At 66.4% G+C, this 17244-nt stretch carries 19 protein-coding genes; 6 read left to right on the top strand and 13 right to left on the bottom strand.

The features are described 5' to 3' along the window. Positions 1 to 8: 8 nt before the first annotated feature. From HRUBRA_RS05280 to HRUBRA_RS05230, 11 genes are all read right to left on the bottom strand, one after another. Complete coding sequence (locus HRUBRA_RS05280; RefSeq protein ID WP_035515214.1) at positions 9 to 770, bottom strand: TonB family protein; 762 nt, start codon at positions 768 to 770, stop codon at positions 9 to 11. A 5-nt stretch (positions 771 to 775) separates the two neighbouring features. Then, entirely contained in the window at positions 776 to 1198 is a 423-nt protein-coding gene (gene tolR, locus HRUBRA_RS05275; RefSeq protein WP_236629790.1) for a protein TolR, read from the bottom strand. 6 nt (positions 1199 to 1204) lie between these two features. Then, positions 1205 to 1912 carry a protein TolQ gene (tolQ, locus tag HRUBRA_RS05270; protein ID WP_035515157.1) on the bottom strand — a complete coding sequence of 236 codons (708 nt, stop codon included), beginning with the start codon at positions 1910 to 1912 and terminating at the stop codon, positions 1205 to 1207. Between the two features lie 4 nt (positions 1913 to 1916). Continuing rightward, the gene (gene ybgC / locus HRUBRA_RS05265; protein ID WP_035515155.1) at positions 1917 to 2345 is read right to left on the bottom strand and encodes a tol-pal system-associated acyl-CoA thioesterase; all 429 of its coding nucleotides are present in this window, start codon (positions 2343 to 2345) and stop codon (positions 1917 to 1919) included. Beyond that, the gene (gene ruvB / locus HRUBRA_RS05260; RefSeq protein ID WP_035515153.1) at positions 2330 to 3400 is read right to left on the bottom strand and encodes a Holliday junction branch migration DNA helicase RuvB; all 1071 of its coding nucleotides are present in this window, start codon (positions 3398 to 3400) and stop codon (positions 2330 to 2332) included. Before ruvB ends, ybgC begins: the two co-directional genes overlap by 16 nt. 13 nt (positions 3401 to 3413) lie before the next feature. After that, entirely contained in the window at positions 3414 to 4016 is a 603-nt protein-coding gene (gene ruvA, locus HRUBRA_RS05255; protein WP_035515152.1) for a Holliday junction branch migration protein RuvA, read from the bottom strand. 10 nt (positions 4017 to 4026) lie between these two features. Beyond that, positions 4027 to 4545, bottom strand: a complete 519-nt coding sequence (gene ruvC / locus HRUBRA_RS05250; RefSeq protein WP_035515150.1) for a crossover junction endodeoxyribonuclease RuvC — start codon at positions 4543 to 4545, stop codon at positions 4027 to 4029. A gap of 76 nt (positions 4546 to 4621) precedes the next feature. Beyond that, positions 4622 to 5371 (bottom strand): YebC/PmpR family DNA-binding transcriptional regulator, encoded by a 750-nt coding sequence (locus HRUBRA_RS05245; RefSeq protein WP_035515149.1) that lies wholly within the window; start codon positions 5369 to 5371, stop codon positions 4622 to 4624. A 24-nt stretch (positions 5372 to 5395) separates the two neighbouring features. Continuing rightward, positions 5396 to 7204 carry an aspartate--tRNA ligase gene (gene aspS / locus HRUBRA_RS05240; protein WP_035515148.1) on the bottom strand — a complete coding sequence of 603 codons (1809 nt, stop codon included), beginning with the start codon at positions 7202 to 7204 and terminating at the stop codon, positions 5396 to 5398. 43 nt (positions 7205 to 7247) lie between these two features. Next, a complete protein-coding gene (locus HRUBRA_RS15535) occupies positions 7248 to 7613 on the bottom strand; it encodes an FmdB family zinc ribbon protein (RefSeq protein ID WP_035515147.1) in 366 nt (121 codons plus the stop codon). Between the two features lie 178 nt (positions 7614 to 7791). After that, a complete protein-coding gene (locus HRUBRA_RS05230; RefSeq protein WP_035515146.1) occupies positions 7792 to 8271 on the bottom strand; it encodes an HU family DNA-binding protein in 480 nt (159 codons plus the stop codon). Between the two features lie 273 nt (positions 8272 to 8544). Here HRUBRA_RS05230 and HRUBRA_RS05225 point away from each other — a divergent pair, with 273 nt between their 5' ends. The 6 genes from HRUBRA_RS05225 to HRUBRA_RS05200 all read left to right on the top strand — a co-directional run bounded on the left by HRUBRA_RS05225 (position 8545) and on the right by HRUBRA_RS05200 (position 15008). Then, entirely contained in the window at positions 8545 to 10257 is a 1713-nt protein-coding gene (locus tag HRUBRA_RS05225; protein WP_035515145.1) for a proline--tRNA ligase, read from the top strand. Next, positions 10220 to 10843 carry a lytic transglycosylase domain-containing protein gene (locus HRUBRA_RS05220; RefSeq protein WP_052094415.1) on the top strand — a complete coding sequence of 208 codons (624 nt, stop codon included), beginning with the start codon at positions 10220 to 10222 and terminating at the stop codon, positions 10841 to 10843. Before HRUBRA_RS05225 ends, HRUBRA_RS05220 begins: the two co-directional genes overlap by 38 nt. Before the next feature lie 79 nt (positions 10844 to 10922). Continuing rightward, entirely contained in the window at positions 10923 to 11768 is an 846-nt protein-coding gene (locus HRUBRA_RS05215; RefSeq protein ID WP_035515144.1) for a helix-turn-helix transcriptional regulator, read from the top strand. Between the two features lie 84 nt (positions 11769 to 11852). Beyond that, positions 11853 to 13199 carry a glutamine synthetase family protein gene (locus HRUBRA_RS05210; protein ID WP_035515143.1) on the top strand — a complete coding sequence of 449 codons (1347 nt, stop codon included), beginning with the start codon at positions 11853 to 11855 and terminating at the stop codon, positions 13197 to 13199. Between the two features lie 102 nt (positions 13200 to 13301). Then, positions 13302 to 14483 carry an acyl-CoA desaturase gene (locus HRUBRA_RS05205; protein ID WP_035515141.1) on the top strand — a complete coding sequence of 394 codons (1182 nt, stop codon included), beginning with the start codon at positions 13302 to 13304 and terminating at the stop codon, positions 14481 to 14483. Between the two features lie 18 nt (positions 14484 to 14501). Further along, positions 14502 to 15008: a glutathione peroxidase gene (locus HRUBRA_RS05200; RefSeq protein WP_035515140.1), complete on the top strand. Its 507-nt coding sequence runs from the start codon at positions 14502 to 14504 to the stop codon at positions 15006 to 15008. Here the strand turns inward: HRUBRA_RS05200 and HRUBRA_RS05195 are convergent. Continuing rightward, positions 15005 to 16495 carry a glycine betaine ABC transporter substrate-binding protein gene (locus tag HRUBRA_RS05195; protein ID WP_084592474.1) on the bottom strand — a complete coding sequence of 497 codons (1491 nt, stop codon included), beginning with the start codon at positions 16493 to 16495 and terminating at the stop codon, positions 15005 to 15007. The genes HRUBRA_RS05200 and HRUBRA_RS05195 overlap by 4 nt on opposite strands. Then, positions 16492 to 17241 carry an ATP-binding cassette domain-containing protein gene (locus tag HRUBRA_RS05190; protein WP_052094414.1) on the bottom strand — a complete coding sequence of 250 codons (750 nt, stop codon included), beginning with the start codon at positions 17239 to 17241 and terminating at the stop codon, positions 16492 to 16494. Before HRUBRA_RS05190 ends, HRUBRA_RS05195 begins: the two co-directional genes overlap by 4 nt. Between the last annotated feature and the right edge of the window lie 3 nt (positions 17242 to 17244).

Raw genomic sequence — 17244 nt, 5'->3', positions numbered from 1 at the left:
GGTTGTCATCAGTAGCGAAGATCCTCGGGTCTGAAGAGGAGGCGGAAGCGCCGGAAAGTCTTCTCGAATTCACGGGTGGGAAGGCTGGAAAGCTCCGGGAAACGCTCGGCCTTTTCTACCGCCAGCACCGCCGAGCGGTCAAAGGCGGCGTCACCGCTGGACCTGAGCACACTCACGCTGACCACTTCCCCGGTGGGTACGAGCTGCACGGCGAGCAGCGCTTCCATGCCATTGCGCGCGCTCGGCGGCCGGCTCCAGTAGCCAACTACCGTGCGCTGGATCAGGGCCGCATAGCTCGCCGCCATCTCCTCGGCGGTCACGGCCACCCGGGCCTCTTCTTCGTCGGCAACCGCCGCCTCGAGCTCTCTGCGGGTGAGCGCGGCCAGCTCCTCCGCACTCATGCGCTGCGTTTCCCGGGGCGCCGGCTGCGTTTCCGGCACCGCTTCAGCAGGTTTTGCCAGGGCCTTTGCCGGGGTCGGCTTCGCCGCTGGCGCTGCCTTTGCCTGCTGCCGCGGCTCGGCCCGGGGCTTCGCAGGGGCCTGTGCTTTGGGTTTCGGTTTCGGTTTCGCTTTTGGTTTCGGTGCCGGTCGCAGCTGGTCCAGGGTCACCAGCTTCGCCTCGATAATCTTCGGCGTCATCGTGCGCGCCTCGATGGTGCGCTCCGACTGCCACTCCCAGCGCGAGACGAGAGCAAGCAGCAGGAGCCCGTGCAGCAGCAGCGTGACCGCCGCCGGCAGTACCTTGAGAAGGGGGCTGTCCGGGGCCGGCATAGCGCTCACCGCGGATCTTCCGTGACCAGGCCGACGCCGGGCGCCCCGGCCTCCTGCAGGGCCGCCATGAGTGTTACCACCTCACCGTAGGAAACGGCCTCGTCACCCCAGACAAGCACCGGCTTGTCCGGGCTCCGGCGCATGACCGCCCCCACCCGCTGCTGGATTGTAGCCAGCGAGACGGGGCGCTCCTTGTCGCCGCCGAGATTGAGAAAGAACTGGCCGGCACTGTTCACAGAAACAATCAGCGGCTCGCTGTCCTGGTTATCCACCGGCTCGGCGGTCGCGTCGGGCAGCTCGACCTTCACCCCCTGCATGAGCATGGGTGCGGTCACCATGAAGATGATCAGCAGCACAAGCATCACGTCGATGTAGGGCACCACATTGATCTCGGCCATGGGCCGGTGCTTGTTGCGCTGACGGCCCATGGCGGGTCAGTGCTCCCGGGTGCGCCCGCGCAGGGCATAGGCCTGGCGGTAGAGGATGCTCGAGAACTCGTCGACAAAGGTCTCGTAGCGGTTCTCGAACATGTCCACGCGGGCGGCGAAGCGGTTGTAGGCCATCACGGCGGGAATGGCCGCGAACAGGCCCATGGCCGTAGCGACCAGGGCTTCGGAGATGCCCGGCGCGACGGTGGCGAGGGTGGCCTGGGTAGCGTTGGCGAGGCCGCGGAAGGAGTGCATGATTCCCCACACCGTGCCGAAAAGGCCGATGTAGGGGCTGGTGGAGCCGACGGAGGCGAGGAAGGGCAGGTTCTTCTCCAGCCGCTCCTCCTCGCGCAGGGTCGCCACGCGCATGGCGCGCCGCGCGCCCTCGACCACCGCTTCGGCGTCCATGTCGGACTGCTTGGCAAGGCGCGAGAATTCCTTGAAGCCGGCTCGGAAGATGCTTTCCATCCCAAGGATGATGTCACCTTCAGCGACGCGCTGGTTGCCCTCCCGGTAGAGCTCGGCCAGGTCGATGCCGGACCAGAACTGCTCTTCGAAGCCGTGCATGTCGCCGAGGCTCTGCCGGTAGTAGAGAACACGCTGGGCGATCATGTACCAGGAGGTCACCGACGCTGCGAGCAGGATCAGCATGACCGCCTGCACGGTGAAGCTTGCGTTGAGCACGAGCTCCAGAAGGCTGAGCTGTTCTTCCAAGTCCCTACTCCCCGGCAATAACGCCGCGCAGTGTAGCAAGCATGTCGCGCGGTATGCGACGGGGACGCAGCGTGCCGCCATCCACGCAGGCGATGGTGATCTCCCCGGCCACAAGAAGCTCGGCGCCGCGGCGGACAAGCTGCGTGAGGGCCACCGTCGCACCGGACGCCCGGTGCGGCGCCGCAGTCACCGAGAGCAGATCGTCCAGCCGCGCCGGGGCATACCAGGTCAGCGCCGCATCCCGGACAACGAACATCAGGCCCCCGGGCAGCAGCGTGTCCCAACCGCTGCCCAGCTCGCGCAGATATTCGGTACGGGCGCGCTCCATGAACTTGAGGTAGTTCACGTAGTAGACAATACCGCCGGCATCGGTGTCCTCGATGTAGACACGCACCGGCAGGGAAAATTCACCGTCGCTCACGTCCCGTCGCACGGCGGCTCGTCGAGCGGCAGACTCGGCTGCGGCGGCGCTTCACCGCCGCGGTCGGGGGCACGCAGGCCGAAGTGCAGGTAGGCGTTGCGGGTGACCACGCGACCCCGGGGCGTGCGCACGATAAAGCCCTGCTGGATAAGGTAGGGCTCGAGCACGTCCTCGATGGTGCCCCGCTCCTCCGAAAGCGACGCCGCGAGGCTGTCGACCCCCACGGGGCCGCCATCGAATTTCTCGATGAGGGTCAGGAGCAGGCGCCGGTCGAGGTGATCGAAACCGGCGGCATCAACGCTGAGCATGTCCAGGGCCCGGTCCGCCGTGGCGACATCGATACGGCCGTCGCCACGCACTTCGGCGAAGTCGCGCACGCGCCGGAGGAGCCGGTTGGCGATGCGTGGCGTACCCCGGGACCGGCGCGCGATCTCCCGGGCGCCGCCCTCATCCATGGGGATGCCAAGGATGCCCGCGCTGCGACCCACGATATGCGCGAGGTCGGCGACCGCGTAGAACTCGAGGCGCTGCACAATGCCGAAGCGGTCTCGCAGCGGCGAGGTCAGGAGCCCGGCGCGAGTGGTCGCGCCGACAAGGGTGAAAGGCGGCAGATCCAGCTTGATGGAGCGCGCCGCCGGCCCCTCGCCGATCATGATGTCGAGCTGATAGTCCTCCATCGCCGGATAGAGGATTTCCTCGACGAAGGGGCTCAAGCGGTGAATCTCGTCTATGAACAGCACATCCCCGGGCTCGAGATTGGTCATGAGCGCGGCGATATCGCCGGCCTTCTCGAGCACCGGGCCCGAGGTGGTCTTGAGGGAGACACCCAGTTCCTGGGCGACGATGGCCGCGAGGGTGGTCTTGCCAAGCCCCGGAGGACCGAAAATCAGGGTGTGGTCCAGAGGCTCGCCGCGGGCCTTCGCGGCGGCGAGAAAAATCCCCATCTGCTCGCGCACCGCGGGCTGGCCGACGTAGTCTTCCAGAGTCTTCGGGCGAATGGCGCGATCCTGGGCGTCCTCACGCCCCGGAGCGCCCTCGGCGGCGAGCAGCCGGTCCGGCTCGATCATGACACCCCTCCGCTCATGCGCGCACCGTGGAACGCAGCGCCCGGCGGATCAGTTCCTCGCTGTCACCGATACTGTCGTCGTTCACGGCAGCGACCAGGCGAGCCGCCTCTGCGGGCTTGTAGCCCAGGGCAACGAGGGCGCCTTCGGCATCGGCGGTGATGTCCGCCGGGCGCCCCACCGCCGGCGTCGCGGCCGCCGCCGGGTCCTCCAGCCAGTCCTTGAGCCGGTCGCGCATCTCCACCAGCAGACGCTCGGCGGTCTTGCGGCCGACGCCGGGCAGAGCCACGAGAGAGGCCGTGTCATCGCGCTGCACGCAGCGCACGAAGCTGTCTGCGTCCATGCCCGACAGTATCGCCAGGGCGAGCTTGGGACCGACACCGGAGACGCGCACGAGGTTGCGGAACAACTCCCGGTCCCGCGGATCGATAAAGCCATAGAGCACCTGCGCGTCCTCGCGCACGGCGAAATGGGTAACCAGGGCAACCTCCTGCCCCAGGGCCGGGAGCTGGAACAGGGTGGTCATGGGCACCTGCAGCTCGTAGCCGATACCGCCGACATCGACGAGGATTTCCGGAGGTTGCTTGGCCACGAGGATGCCGCGCAGGCTGCCGATCATCAGGCGCGCCTCAGCGAACGCGGCGCCGGCGCACAGCGCTGGCGCCGGCGAGGGCGATGAGCCCGGCCTGCGTATGCACGTGGCACAGCGCGGCCGCCAGCGCATCCGCCGCGTCTTCCTGCGGTGTGCCGGGAAGCTTGAGGAGCGTCTTGACCATATGTTGCACCTGCACCTTGTCGGCGGCGCCGGTGCCGACGACCGCCTGCTTGATCTGCCGCGCCGAGTACTCGCTGACCTGCATGCCCGCCGTAACGCAGGGAACGATAGCCGCTCCCCGGGCCTGACCGAGCTTTAGTGCCGATCCGGCGCTACGGGCCATGAACACCTGCTCGATGGCCAGCTCCGACGGGGCGTGTAGCTCCACCAGCTCGGTGATGCCCGCAACGAGCACCCGGAGGCGCTCCGGGAGCGGCCCCGGGGGCAGGCGGATCACACCGCTGGTCACATAGCGGGGCCTGCCCGCACCGGCTTCGATAATACCAAAGCCCGTTTTCACGGAGCCCGGGTCGATGCCGAGAATTACCGCCATGGGGACCGCTCCGGCGCTGCGCCTGCGCTCATACCCTGTAAGAATTTACAGTATTTCGGCGGCGGGGCGAAGCCGCTCAGCTCTCCAGCTCGGCGAGCACCTCGTCGGAGATAGCAACGTTGGTGTAGACGTTCTGCACGTCGTCCAGATCTTCCAATGCATCGACCAGGCCCATAAGCGACTCGGCTCCGGCGGCATCAACGGGGACCGTGGTGCTTGCGATCATGCTGACCTCGCCGCTCTCGGGCGAAAGGCCCGCCTCCTCGAGCGCCGCCTTGATCGCGGAGAAGTCCTCCCAGGGGGTCATCACATCGAAGGAACCGTCGTCGTGGGGGATGATGTCCTCGGCGCCAGCCTCCAGGGCTACTTCCATGAGCTGCTCTTCGTCCGTACCGGCCGCGAAGGTGAGCTGGCCCCGGCGACTGAACAGATAGGCGACGGAGCCATCGGTGCCCAGGTTGCCGCCGCGCTTGCTGAAAGCGTGCCGCACTTCAGCCACGGTCCGGTTGCGGTTGTCCGTCATGACGTCTACCAGCACAGCGATGCCACCGGCGGCATAACCCTCGTAGGTCAGCTCCTCGACGTCATCGGCCTCATTATTGCCTGCGCCGCGGGCGATGGCCCGGTCGATGGTGTCCCGGGTCATGTTCGCGCCAAGGGCCTTGTCGACAGCGGCGCGCAGCCGCGGGTTGTCCTCCGGCAGCGGACCGCCCTCCTTGGCGGCAACCACCAGCTCACGGATCAGCTTGGTGAACATCTTGCCGCGCTTGGCGTCCTGGGCTGCCTTGCGGTGCTTGATGTTGGCCCATTTACTGTGGCCCGCCATGGTTTCCTCCTTTGCGCTGGCGTGCTATTGCATCGGCTCATCGCCGCCGGCCGGCGTGTCCGCCGCCGCGCGCGGTTCCTGGCGCAGGCGGATGCCCACGTCCTTGAGCTGGGCGGCACTGACCGGGGACGGTGCATCAGTCATGACGCAGTGCGCGCTCTGGGTCTTGGGGAAGGCGATCACGTCGCGGATCGAGCTGGAACCGGTCATCAGCATCACCAGCCGATCGAGCCCGAAGGCCAGGCCGCCGTGCGGCGGCGCACCGTAGCGCAGTGCGTCGAGGAGGAAGCCGAACTTGCTTTCGGCCTCCTCCGGCTCGATCCCGAGAATGTCGAACACGGCTTGCTGCAGGCTGGAATCATGGATGCGGATGCTGCCGCCACCGAGCTCCGTGCCGTTCAGCACCATGTCATAGGCGCGGGACAGCGCCTCCCCGGGGGAGCGACGGAGCGCCTCTACGTCGCAGGCCGGAGCGGTGAAGGGGTGATGCAGGGGCGACCAGCTGCCATCCGCCTCCTCCTCGAACATCGGGAAGTCGATGACCCACAGCGGAGCCCAGCCCTCGCGAACAAGGCCCCGGTCCGTGCCGACCTTGATGCGCAGCGCACCGAGGGACTCGTTGACGATGCTCGCCCGGTCCGCGCCGAAGAAGATGATGTCGCCATCCTCGGCCCCGAGGCGCTGCATCATCTGGTCGACGACCTCCGCCGGCATGAATTTGAGGATCGGCGATTGCAGTCCCTCGACCCCGGCGGCAAGGTCGTTGACCTTGATCCAGGCGAGCCCGCGGGCGCCGTAATTGCCCACGTAACGGGTGTAATCGTCGATCTCCTTACGCGAAATCGACGCGCCGCCGGGCACGCGCAGGGCGGCGACCCGGCCCCGGGGGTCTTCCGCCGGGCCGCGGAACACCTTGAAGTCCACCGTCGCCATAAGGTCATCGAGACTGCAAAGTTCGAGGGGGATGCGCAGGTCCGGCTTATCGGAACCGAAGCGCTCCATGGCCTCCGCCCAGCTCATGTGCGGGAAGGCGCCGAGATCTACAGCCAGGACCTCGTGAAAAAGACCGCGGATCATGCGCTCGGTGATATCCATGACCGCCGCTTCATCAAGAAATGCCGTCTCGAGGTCGATCTGCGTGAACTCGGGCTGCCGGTCGGCGCGCAGATCCTCGTCGCGGAAGCATTTGGCAATCTGGTAGTAACGATCGAAGCCGGACACCATCAGCAGCTGCTTGAACAGCTGCGGGGACTGGGGCAGGGCAAAAAACGCACCCTGGTGCGTGCGGCTCGGCACCAGGTAGTCGCGGGCTCCTTCCGGGGTCGCCCGGGTCAGGATCGGCGTCTCGATGTCCAGGAACCCCTCGCCGTCGAGGAAGCGGCGAACTGCCGCGGTAATGCGCGAGCGCAGCATCAGCCGCTGCTGCATCTCCGGACGCCGCAGGTCCATATAGCGGTAGCGCAGCCGGACTTCTTCGCCCACGGCGGTATGCTCGTCGAGTTGGAAGGGCGGAGTCGCCGCACTGTTCAACACCTCAAGCTCCTTGCCCAGGACCTCGATAGTGCCGGTCGCCATGGCGGGGTTTATCGTGCCCTCGGAGCGCGCGCGCACCCGACCGGTCACCCGCAGCACGTACTCGCTGCGCACGCGGTCGGCACGCTCGAAATGCTCTTCCGTGTCGGGGTCGAAAACCACCTGGACGATGCCTTCCCGGTCGCGCAGATCCAGGAAAATGACGCCGCCATGATCCCGGCGGCGATCTACCCAGCCGCAGAGGGTCACGGTCTCATCGATGTTGGCGTTGCCGAGGACGCCGCAGTAATGGCTGCGCATGGTTGCTGTTTCCCGGTTGCTTGGCGCCCGCGCCGGCGGGCTGTCAGGCGGCGCTTGAACCCTTTCCGCCCTTACTCTTGTCGGCAGCCTTTGCGCCACCTGTTTCTTTCTTACCGTCTTTTTTGGCGTCTTTTTTGCTGTCCTTGCTATCGGCCTTGCCGTCAGCAGCGCCCTTGCCATCGCCTCCGGTCTTGCTATCACCTTCCCCGGCGAGGTTCTTCTTGTTGCCGGTCTTGAAGTCGGTCTCGTACCAGCCACCGCCCTTCAGACGAAACGCTGCTGCGGACACCTTCTTGCGGAGCGCGTCTTCCCCGCAGGCGGGGCAACGGGTCAGCGGTGCGTCACTGAGCTTCTGAAGCGCCTCGGTGAGCTCACCGCAGGCCTGGCACTGGTACTCGTAGATTGGCATGGTTGCTCGCCCGGCATCGGGCCTGCGTACAGGAAGCGCGGGATTTTACCCCATGGCGCAAGAAGCGGCCAAGGGCGCCGGCGGCAGTTATCGCAAGGGTCAGAGCTGTCCACCCCGGAAGGCAGACCAGGCTAGGGAAAACCACCGGCACCGACCGGTGCCGGTGGTCAGAGGTCGATCAGGAGTCGGCGAACTCCTTCATCTTCTTCAGCGGGCGCACCTTGACGGCGACGCTGGCCGGCTTGGCCTGGAAGACCGTCTCCTCACCGGTGAAGGGGTTGATCCCCTTGCGCGCCTTGCGGGCGGGCTTCTTCACGGTGGTGATCTTCATCAGACCCGGGAGCGTGAACTCACCGACGGAACGCTTCTTGATGGAGCGCTCAATAAGCAGCTCCAGCTCGCCCATAACGTCGCCGACCTGCTTCTTGCTGAGGCCGGTGTTGTCGGCAATGGTGCCGACGATCTGCGTCTTGGTGAGCTTGTCCTTGAGTGCGGTGGCCTTGCGAGCCGGAGCGGCCTGAGCAGCCGCCGCCTTCTTCGCAGGAGCTTTCTTCGCCGGTGCGGCCTTCCGGGCCGGCGCTTTCTTCACCGGTGCCTTCTTGGCAGCTACTTTCTTTTTCGCCGGCGCTTTCTTCGCTGCAGCTTTGCGTATCGCCATGTTTCAACCCTTCCTCATTGCTTTTTAATGGCCTCGTCCAAGCCGCGCACCAGACTCCGCTCGCAATGCGTTTACCGCTACATTCACAGCGCCTGCACCCGACTTCGTGCTTATATAAAACACAAAATACTGTAATACAAGGGTTTTCCCACGTTCGAGGGCGAAAAAGCCGATCTTACCCTGATTTTTAAAGGGTCGGAGGCCTCCGTCTGTACCGGGGAGTGTTTCACACGTAAACTTTGCCGCACCCGCAAGACGCCCGGAACCGCCATCATGCGCACCCGTCATTACCTGCTTGCCACCCAGAAAGAAACGCCTGCCGATGCGGAAATCGTGAGCCACCGGCTCATGCTGCGCGCCGGCCTCATCCGAAAACTCAGTGCCGGGCTCTACACCTGGCTGCCCACAGGCCTGCGCGTGCTGCGCAAGGTGGAACAGGTGGTCCGCGAGGAAATGGATCGCGCCGGCGCGCAGGAAGTCGTCATGCCCGTGGTGCAGCCGGCAGAACTCTGGCAGGAGTCCGGACGCTGGGTTCAGTACGGCCCGGAACTCCTGCGCATCAAGGACCGTCACGAGCGCGACTTCTGTCTCGGCCCGACGCACGAGGAAGTCGTTACCGAGCTCGTGCGCAACGAGGTCAACAGCTATCGGCAGCTGCCCATCAATCTCTATCAGATACAAACCAAGGTACGCGACGAAATCCGCCCACGCTTCGGCGTGATGCGCTCGCGGGAATTCATCATGAAGGATGCCTACTCCTTCCACGCAAGCCAGGCCTCCCTGGAGGAGACCTACCGGGCGATGCATGTTGCCTACTGTGCTGTCTTTGAGCGCCTCGGCCTCGCCTTCCGGCCGGTGGTCGCCGACAGCGGCAGCATCGGTGGCAGCACCTCGCAGGAGTTTCATGTGCTCGCCGATTCCGGGGAGGACGCCATCGCCTTCAGCGACGGCAGCGACTACGCCGCCAACATCGAGATGGCCGAGGCGCTGCCCCCGACTGCGGCGCGCCCGGCACCGACGGCCGCGCTCGAGGAGGTGGCCACACCCGGCGTCGACAGCATCGCCAGCCTCTGCAGTCATCTCGCCGTGGACGCCACTCGAACGGTCAAAACGCTCGTTGTCGCGGGCGAGGAGCCCGGGTCCCTCGTCGCCCTCGTACTCCGCGGGGACCACAGCCTCAACACCGTAAAAGCAGAAAAACTCCCGGGCGTTGCCTCGCCGCTCCGCCTCGTGGAAGAGGCCGAGGTGCGCGACACCTTCGGCGCCGGTTTCGGCTCCCTCGGCCCCGTGGGCGTGGCCCTGCCGGTGATCGCGGACCGCTCTGCCGCCGTGCTCGCAGACTTCAGCTGCGGCGCCAACCGGGACGGCTATCACCTTGTCGGCGTGAACTGGGAGCGCGACTTGCCGCTACCACGCATCGAGGACCTCCGCGAAGTCGTGGAAGGCGACCCAAGCCCCGACGGCAAGGGTGTGCTGCAGCTCAAGCGCGGTATCGAGGTCGGCCATATCTTCCAGCTCGGCACCAAATACAGCGAAGCAATGGACGCCACCGTGCTCGACGAACACGGACGCAGCGTGACCCTGCATATGGGCTGCTATGGCATCGGCGTGAGCCGCATCGTCGCCGCCGCCATCGAGCAGAACCACGATGACCGTGGCATCACCTGGCCCGCCGCCATGGCCCCCTTTGAGGTCGCCATCGTGCCCCTCAACATGCACAAGTCCGAGGCGGTGACCAGCGCCGCGGAAGCGCTCTACGAGCACTGCCGCGCGGCGGGCATCGACGTCCTCCTTGACGACCGCGACGAACGCCCGGGGGTTAAGTTCGCCGATATGGAACTGATCGGCATTCCCCATCGCATTGTGATCGGCGACAAGTCCCTCGCCGAGGGCGAGTTCGAATACAAGGGGCGCAAGGACGACGAAGCGCAGCGTATCGACCGTGACCATGCTCTGGACTTCCTGCGCGCGAAGCTGGCGGGCTGACGCCCGGCGGCTCGCGCCCGCCCTGCTGCTCCTTGTCCTCGCAGCCGGCGCCGCCGCCACACCGCTGCCGGAGGGTGAGGAGCGGTCGGCCCTGCGCGCCTTCCTTGAGCGCACCATCACTGAGAGTGACAGTTTTACGGACCGCTACGCGGCGGAAGTCTGGCTGGTAGACATGTCTACCCGTCTGGCGCCCTTCCTCCGCGACCCCGCAGAGCGGCTCGCGCTGCTGCGCCAGCTTCACGCGGCGGCGACCGGCAGCGGCCTGGCTCCGGAACTGGTCCTGGCGGTAATAGAGGTGGAAAGTGCCTTCGACCGCTTTGCCGTATCCTCCGCCGGCGCCCAGGGGCTCATGCAGGTGATGCCGTTCTGGCGGGCGGAGATCGGCCGGCAGGATGACAATCTCACGCACAACGGCACCAACCTCACCTACGGCTGCCGCATTCTGCAGTTCTACCTGGAGCGCGAGAACGGGAACCTGCGCCGCGCGCTCGCGGCCTACAACGGATCCAGCGGCAGCCGTCGCTATCCAGACCGGGTCGAGAGCGCCTGGCGCCGGCATTGGCGCACGGGGCCCCTACCCTGGTGAGCGCGCCGCCGGGGCCCGTTGACAGGCAGCCGGGGGCTGCCCAAACTGCCATGAAGCATCTGGGGGTACCGGTCGACGCATGATCGATCCAGCCAAGCTCGGCCAGTGGCACCTGGACCTTTCGCGGGCCATCGACAGCCTGGGCAGCGACGATTTCTTCCCCGCTCTGGTCGCGGCGGTGCGCAACCAGGTCCCCGTGGCCTATCCCCAGTTCTGGCTCTACCACCGCGAGCTGCCGCCGCAGGTGCTCTATCACGAGATCCCGGCGAACGCCGTTGCCGCACAGGTCGACCGGTATCTCGAGGGACCCTACCGGGAAGATCCTTTCTTTCGCGCCTCCATGAACCGGCCCAAGTCATCGATCTATCGTCTGACGCGGCTCACGGCCGGCAGACTCGAGGAGTCGGCCTACTACCGGGACTACTATGCGGAAACCGGCACGGTGGACGAGGCGGTCTTTCTTGCGCGGCTGCCGGACGGCGATGTGATCAACCTGAGCATGATGCGGCTGCCGAAGCAGGGCCCTTTCAGCGAGGACGAATACCAGCGCCTGTACCTGCTCGCCGAGCCGGTGGCTGCGCTGCTGCGCCGCCACACCGGGCTCGGCGACTTCGCGGTCAGGAATCTCATCCAGCCAGGGATCGATCACCAGGTCGAACTCGCCTTCAGCACCTTCGGAGCCTCGGTGCTGTCGCCCCGGGAAAAGGATGTGCTCGAACTCATGCTCCGCGGCTACAGCACAGATGTTTCGGCACAGCGCCTCAGCATCGCCCGGGAAACGCTGCGCCGGCACCGCAAGAACATCTACAAGAAACTGGATGTGAGTTCGCAGACAGACCTCTTTGCCCTGTTCATCAACAGCATGTCCTGCCTGGCGGAAGCTGCCGGCGAAGACCCCCTCCGCGTCTACATGGGCACCGGGTAAAGCCGTGTGCTACCCAATGCGGGGCATTGAGCTGGCGGGCTGACTGACAGATAGTACTTACTAACTGAAGCTGGCCCTCTCACCATGGCGATTGAAGTCGACTGGTTCCTCCGCGCGCACCCGGAAATCACCATGGTGGAGGCACTCCTGCCCGACGCCAATGGCATCCTGCGGGGCAAGTGGGTGCCGCGCGGCAAGCTGGCGAAGATCTATCAGGGCGACCTCAAGTTTCCCAAGACGGCTCTTAGCCTCGATATCTGGGGCCGCGATGTGGAAGAGCTCGTCTTCGCGTCGGGCGACGAGGACGGGGTCTGTCGGCCTATCGAGGGCTCTCTCCTCCCCACCCCCTGGTCACCGGCCGCTCAGCACGGACAGGTCATGCTGTCCCTCTTTGAGCCCGACGGCAGCCCCTACCTCGGCGACCCCCGGCAAGTGCTGAAGCAGGTCGTGGCCCGCTATCGCGAGCGCGGCTGGCGCCCGGTGGTGGCGGCGGAGCTGGAGTTCAGTCTGGTCGAATGGGACGGCCGCACGCCCTCGCATGCCGGGGCCAACCCCGCCAGCCGCGAACCGGTCACCGGCAACCTCTACGGCCTCGATGTACTGCACAAACATCAGGCGATGCTGGAGGAAATGCAGCGCGCCTGCGAGCTCCAGGATCTGCCCTTCGACGGAGTGGTCAAGGAGTCGGCCCCGTCGCAGTACGAGTTCAACATGCAGCACGTCGACAACCCGGTACTGGCGGCGCGGCAGATCCTGATGATGAAGCGACTCATCAAGGGGATCGCGGAGCGCCACGGCCTGGTGGCGAGCTTCATGCCCAAGCCCTTTCAGGGCGAGGCCGGCAACGGTCTGCACGTGCACTGCAGCGTGCTCGACCGGGAGGGACGCAACGTCTTCGACAACGGCGCCGAGAGCGGCACGCCGGAGCTGAAACACGCCATCGCCGGCTGCCTGCGCCATATGCCCGACTCCTTCCTTATCTTTGCGCCGAGCTTCAATGGCTACCGCCGTTTCCAGAAAGGCAGCCACGCGCCCACGTACCCCGGCTGGGGCTACGAAAACCGCACCGTTGCCCTGCGCGTGCCCGCGGGCAGCCCCGCAGCGCGACGGATCGAGCACCGCGTTGCCGGCGCCGACGCCAACCCCTACCTGGTCCTGGCCGTCTTCCTCGCCGCAGCCCTGGAGGGCATTGAAGAGCGCCTGGAGCCGCCGCCGCCAGTCACCGGCGACGGCTACAGCCGCGAGGGAGAGGAACAGCTTCCGATCTTCATGCAGGACGCACTCAAACGCTTCGCCGACTCCGAATTCATCCGCCGCGCGCTCGGCAGAACCATGCAGCACACGTTCTCGCTGACCAAAGAACAGGAAATCACGGAGTTCCTGCGCCACATCACCACCATGGAATACCAGACCTACCTGCAGCGGCTCTGACAGACCCCGCCGCGCGCCGCACCGATCGCATCGACCGGCACAGACAGACAGCCGCGGCGCAAGCCGCTATCATTGTCGGGTCCTGGCTCACGTTGGTATCTCATGTCGCAAGCAGCACCCCGGCCCGCTCTCATTCCCGTCAACGCCGTCATCTTCCTGGGCTTTCCTCTCGCCGCCCTTGTTCTCGTCCCCTGGTGGGGGATCAGCCATGGCTTCACCGCTGCGCAGTGGGCCTGGGCTGTGGTCTTCCTCTATTTAAACGGCCTTGCCATCACCGGCGGCTACCACCGGCTCTGGTCCCACAAGGCCTACCAGGCACACTGGGCCCTGCGCCTGTGGTTTGCGCTCTGGGGCGCCGGCGCCCTGCAGAACAGCATACTGGTGTGGGCCTCGGACCACCGACGGCACCACCGGCACGTGGACGACAACGACCGCGATCCGTACTCCGCCGGGCGGGGTCTCTGGTTCAGCCACATGGGCTGGATGCTGCGCGAGTACGCCACTAACACGGAGGATTTCAGCAACGTCCCGGATCTGCTGCGCGACCCGATTGTCACCTGGCAGCACCGCCATTACGTGGCCCTCACGACGGTGATGAACCTCGGGCTGCCACTGCTCCTCGGCTGGCTTCTCGGCGACATTATCGGCACGGTGCTGCTGGTGGGGCTCGCCCGGCTCGTGCTCAACCACCACGTAACCTTCTTCATCAACTCCCTTGCGCACTTCTGGGGCAGCCGCCCCTACACGGAAAGCAACAGCGCCCGGGACAACGGTGTCCTCGCCTTCCTTACCTACGGCGAGGGCTACCATAATTTCCATCACATCTTTCAGAGCGACTACCGCAACGGCATCCGCTGGTACCAGTGGGACCCGACGAAGTGGATGATCGCGCTCTGCGCACGCCTGGGCCTCGCCCGGGACCTGCAGCGGGTGCCGGACTTCCGCATCCGCCGGGCTCTCCTGGACACACAGTTCGAGCGCGCCCGGCGCTCCCTGTCACGGCACCGCGCCGGGGCACCGCTGCTCGAGAAGCTGGAGCGGGAGTACCAGCTGTTCACCAACGCGGTGAATCAATGGAAGGAGCTCCAGGGCGAGCGCTACGAGCGCCACGTGCACGCCCTCGAGGATGCCATCGGCGAACGCCGGGTCGCTCTGCAGCAGAAATGGGAGCAGGCTGCCCTGCGCACCCGGCTGCGGGAACTCGAGTTCTCCTTGAAAATGCAGCAGAAGCGCCTGGGTCTGCTCATGGCCCAGCTGCCGACCTTGTCAGCAGCATCGCACTGAAACATCCGGGAGGCACCCATGAGCGAGACCGTCTACGATTTCACCTGCACCGACGCCAGCGGCAAGCCCGTGGACCTCAGCCAGTACCGCGGCAAGGTGCTGCTCATCGTCAACACCGCTTCGAAGTGCGGCTTTACACCCCAGTTCGCGGGCCTCGAGGCGCTCTACGAGGATCTTTCGACAAAGGCTTTCGCGATCCTGGGCTTCCCCTGCAACCAATTCGGCAGCCAGGATCCGGGAAGCAACGATGAGATCATCGAGTTCTGCCAGCTGAACTACGGCGTGAGCTTCCCTATGTTCGGCAAGATCGCCGTCAATGGCGCCCATACGGATCCGCTTTTCGCTCACCTCAAGGCGGAAGCTCCCGGCGCCCTTGGCAGCCAGCGCATCAAGTGGAACTTCACCAAGTTTCTGGTGAACCGGGACGGCGAGGTGGTCAAGCGCTACGCACCGACCACCAAGCCCGAAGATCTGCGCCGGGATATCGAAGCGCTGCTCGAGCAGGGTCCTGAGGCAGGACACTAGACACCTCCGGCCTTCCTCGGGCGCAGGTGCGCGGGCACCAGGGCCCGCTCCAGCAGTTCAAACAGCAGCTCCACCGCCAGGGCAAGCAGCGCCGCCGGGATGGCGCCGGCGAGGATCAACCGCTGATCGTTCAGGGTAAGTCCGGTAATAATCGGCTCGCCGAGGCCACCGGCGCCAACAAAAGCTGCCAGCGTTGCCGTGCCCACGCTCACCACTGCCGCGGTCTTCACCCCGGCCAGCACGGCCGGCGCCGCCAGGGGCAGCTGCACCCGGAGCAGTCGCTGGCGTCGGGTAAGGCCGATGCCATCGGCCACCTCCAACAGGATGGGATCCACAGACAGCAGCCCACTCAGCGTATTACGCGCCACCGGCAGCAGCGAGTAGAGGAACAGGGCGCCGATCGCCGTGCCGGTACCGAGCCCGAGCAGTGGTACCAGCAGTGCCAGCAGGGCCAGGGCCGGGATGGTCTGAACCAGCCCCGTGGCGTAGAGGAAAGCCCGGGCGGATAGCGGCCGGTCGGCGAGGAGCAGCGCCCCGGGGATGGCCACCAGGCAGCCGGCAAAGAGGGCAAGCCCCGTCAGCCGAAGATGTTCGCCCGTGCGCGCAAGCACCTGTCGCGCCAGCGTCGGCGGCCCCCCCACGGCGCTCGCCGGGGCCAGGCCCGCGCGGTCGAGGAACGTCGCAGCCACCGCCGCCGGACTCTCGCCTCCGGCGCTCACCCGGTGATTGAGACCACGCATGGTCGCCGCATCGATGCGCCCGGAGAGCCCCGCGAGCGCTGTCCGCGCCGCTGCCGGCAGATCGTTGCGCACCAGCAGCGCCGCCTCGTAGCGGGGGAAAAAGCCACGGTCGTCCTCGAGCAGGACGAGGTCATGCACCGTCAGTTCGCCGTCGGTGGTGTAGGCATCGGTGCCGTCGAGTTCGCCGGCGGCTACGGCCCGGTAAGCAAGCGCGTGCTCCAGACCCCGTGGCTGCTGCGGCAGGCCATAGTGACGGGCGAGGGCCTCCCAGCCATCACCGCGGCGCAGGAACTCATGGCTGAAGCCCAGCCGCAGCGCCGGACGCCCCGCGAGCTCCGAAAGACGCGCAAGACCATGCTCCCGCCCCAGGCGCCCGGCGATGGCAATGGCGTAGCTGTTGTCAAAGCCCAGCCCCGGCAGCAGCTCGAAGCCTTCGGCCCTGAGCCGTTCGCGAAGCGCCTCTCCGGCAAGCTCCGGCGCCTGGAGCACCGCCCGGGCGAGCGTGCCCGTGTAGGCCGGGTAGACGTCGATAGCACCGGCGCTGAGAGCCTCCCAGGCGATCAGGGAGCCGCCGAGACCATGGGCCCGCTCCACAGCGAAACCCTCGCGCTCCAGCAGCTGCGCCGCGATCTCTGCGAGTACGTGACTCTCGGCGAAGCTTTTCGAGCCCACGGTCAGCGCAGACGCTGTACTGCACTCAAGGAGCAGGAGCAGGAGCAGGAGCAGCCGAGCGCAGACGCGGCTCAAGGGTCCGCCTCCCCCATGAGGGTCAGCAGCAGGCTTTCCGCATCGCCGTCACCCTGCCGCGCGCGCAAGGCTTCCCGACTGTGCACCTGCGGCCCGCCGGCAGCCCCGAGGATCACCACCTCCTCCGCGAGGTGCAGCGCCTCGGCCATGTCGTGGGTCACGAGCACCGTGGTCACGGGCTCCTGCGCGTGCACGGCCAGCAGGCGCCGGTGGATATCCCGGCGGGTGAGCGGATCCACCGCAGCGAAGGGCTCATCAAGCAGAAGCATGGCCGGGTGGAGGAACAGAGCACGACACAGGCCGACACGCTGCTGCTGCCCACCGCTCAGTTCGAAGGGCAGGCGCGCGAGCGCGTCGGCGGGCAGGTCCACCAGCACGCGCAGCTTTTCCAACCGCTCGGCCAGCGCCGCGGCGGACCAGCCCTCAAGGCGGGCGACCAGGGTGATGTTCTCCTCGCCGGTGAGGTGAGGAAAGAGCGCCGCCTGCTGCACCGCGTATCCGATACGCCGGCGAAGGGCCACGGGGTCGGGGGCCGGCAGCGGCTCGCCGAAGACACGGACCGTGCCCGCATCGGGCGTCAGAAGACCATTACAAAGGCGCAGCAGCGTGGACTTGCCGCAGCCGGAGCGGCCCACGATCGCGGTAATGCGACCGCTAGCGAAGGCGAGGTTGATGTCTCGGAGCACCGGCTGCGCGCCCCAACCCTTGCAGACGCGCTCAAAAGCGATGGCCGGGGCCGTGGCCACGCG

Origin of the sequence: Pseudohaliea rubra DSM 19751, assembly GCF_000764025.1 — a bacterium.
Lineage (GTDB): Bacteria > Pseudomonadota > Gammaproteobacteria > Pseudomonadales > Halieaceae > Pseudohaliea > Pseudohaliea rubra.
This window is presented reverse-complemented; position numbering and strand designations above follow the sequence as displayed.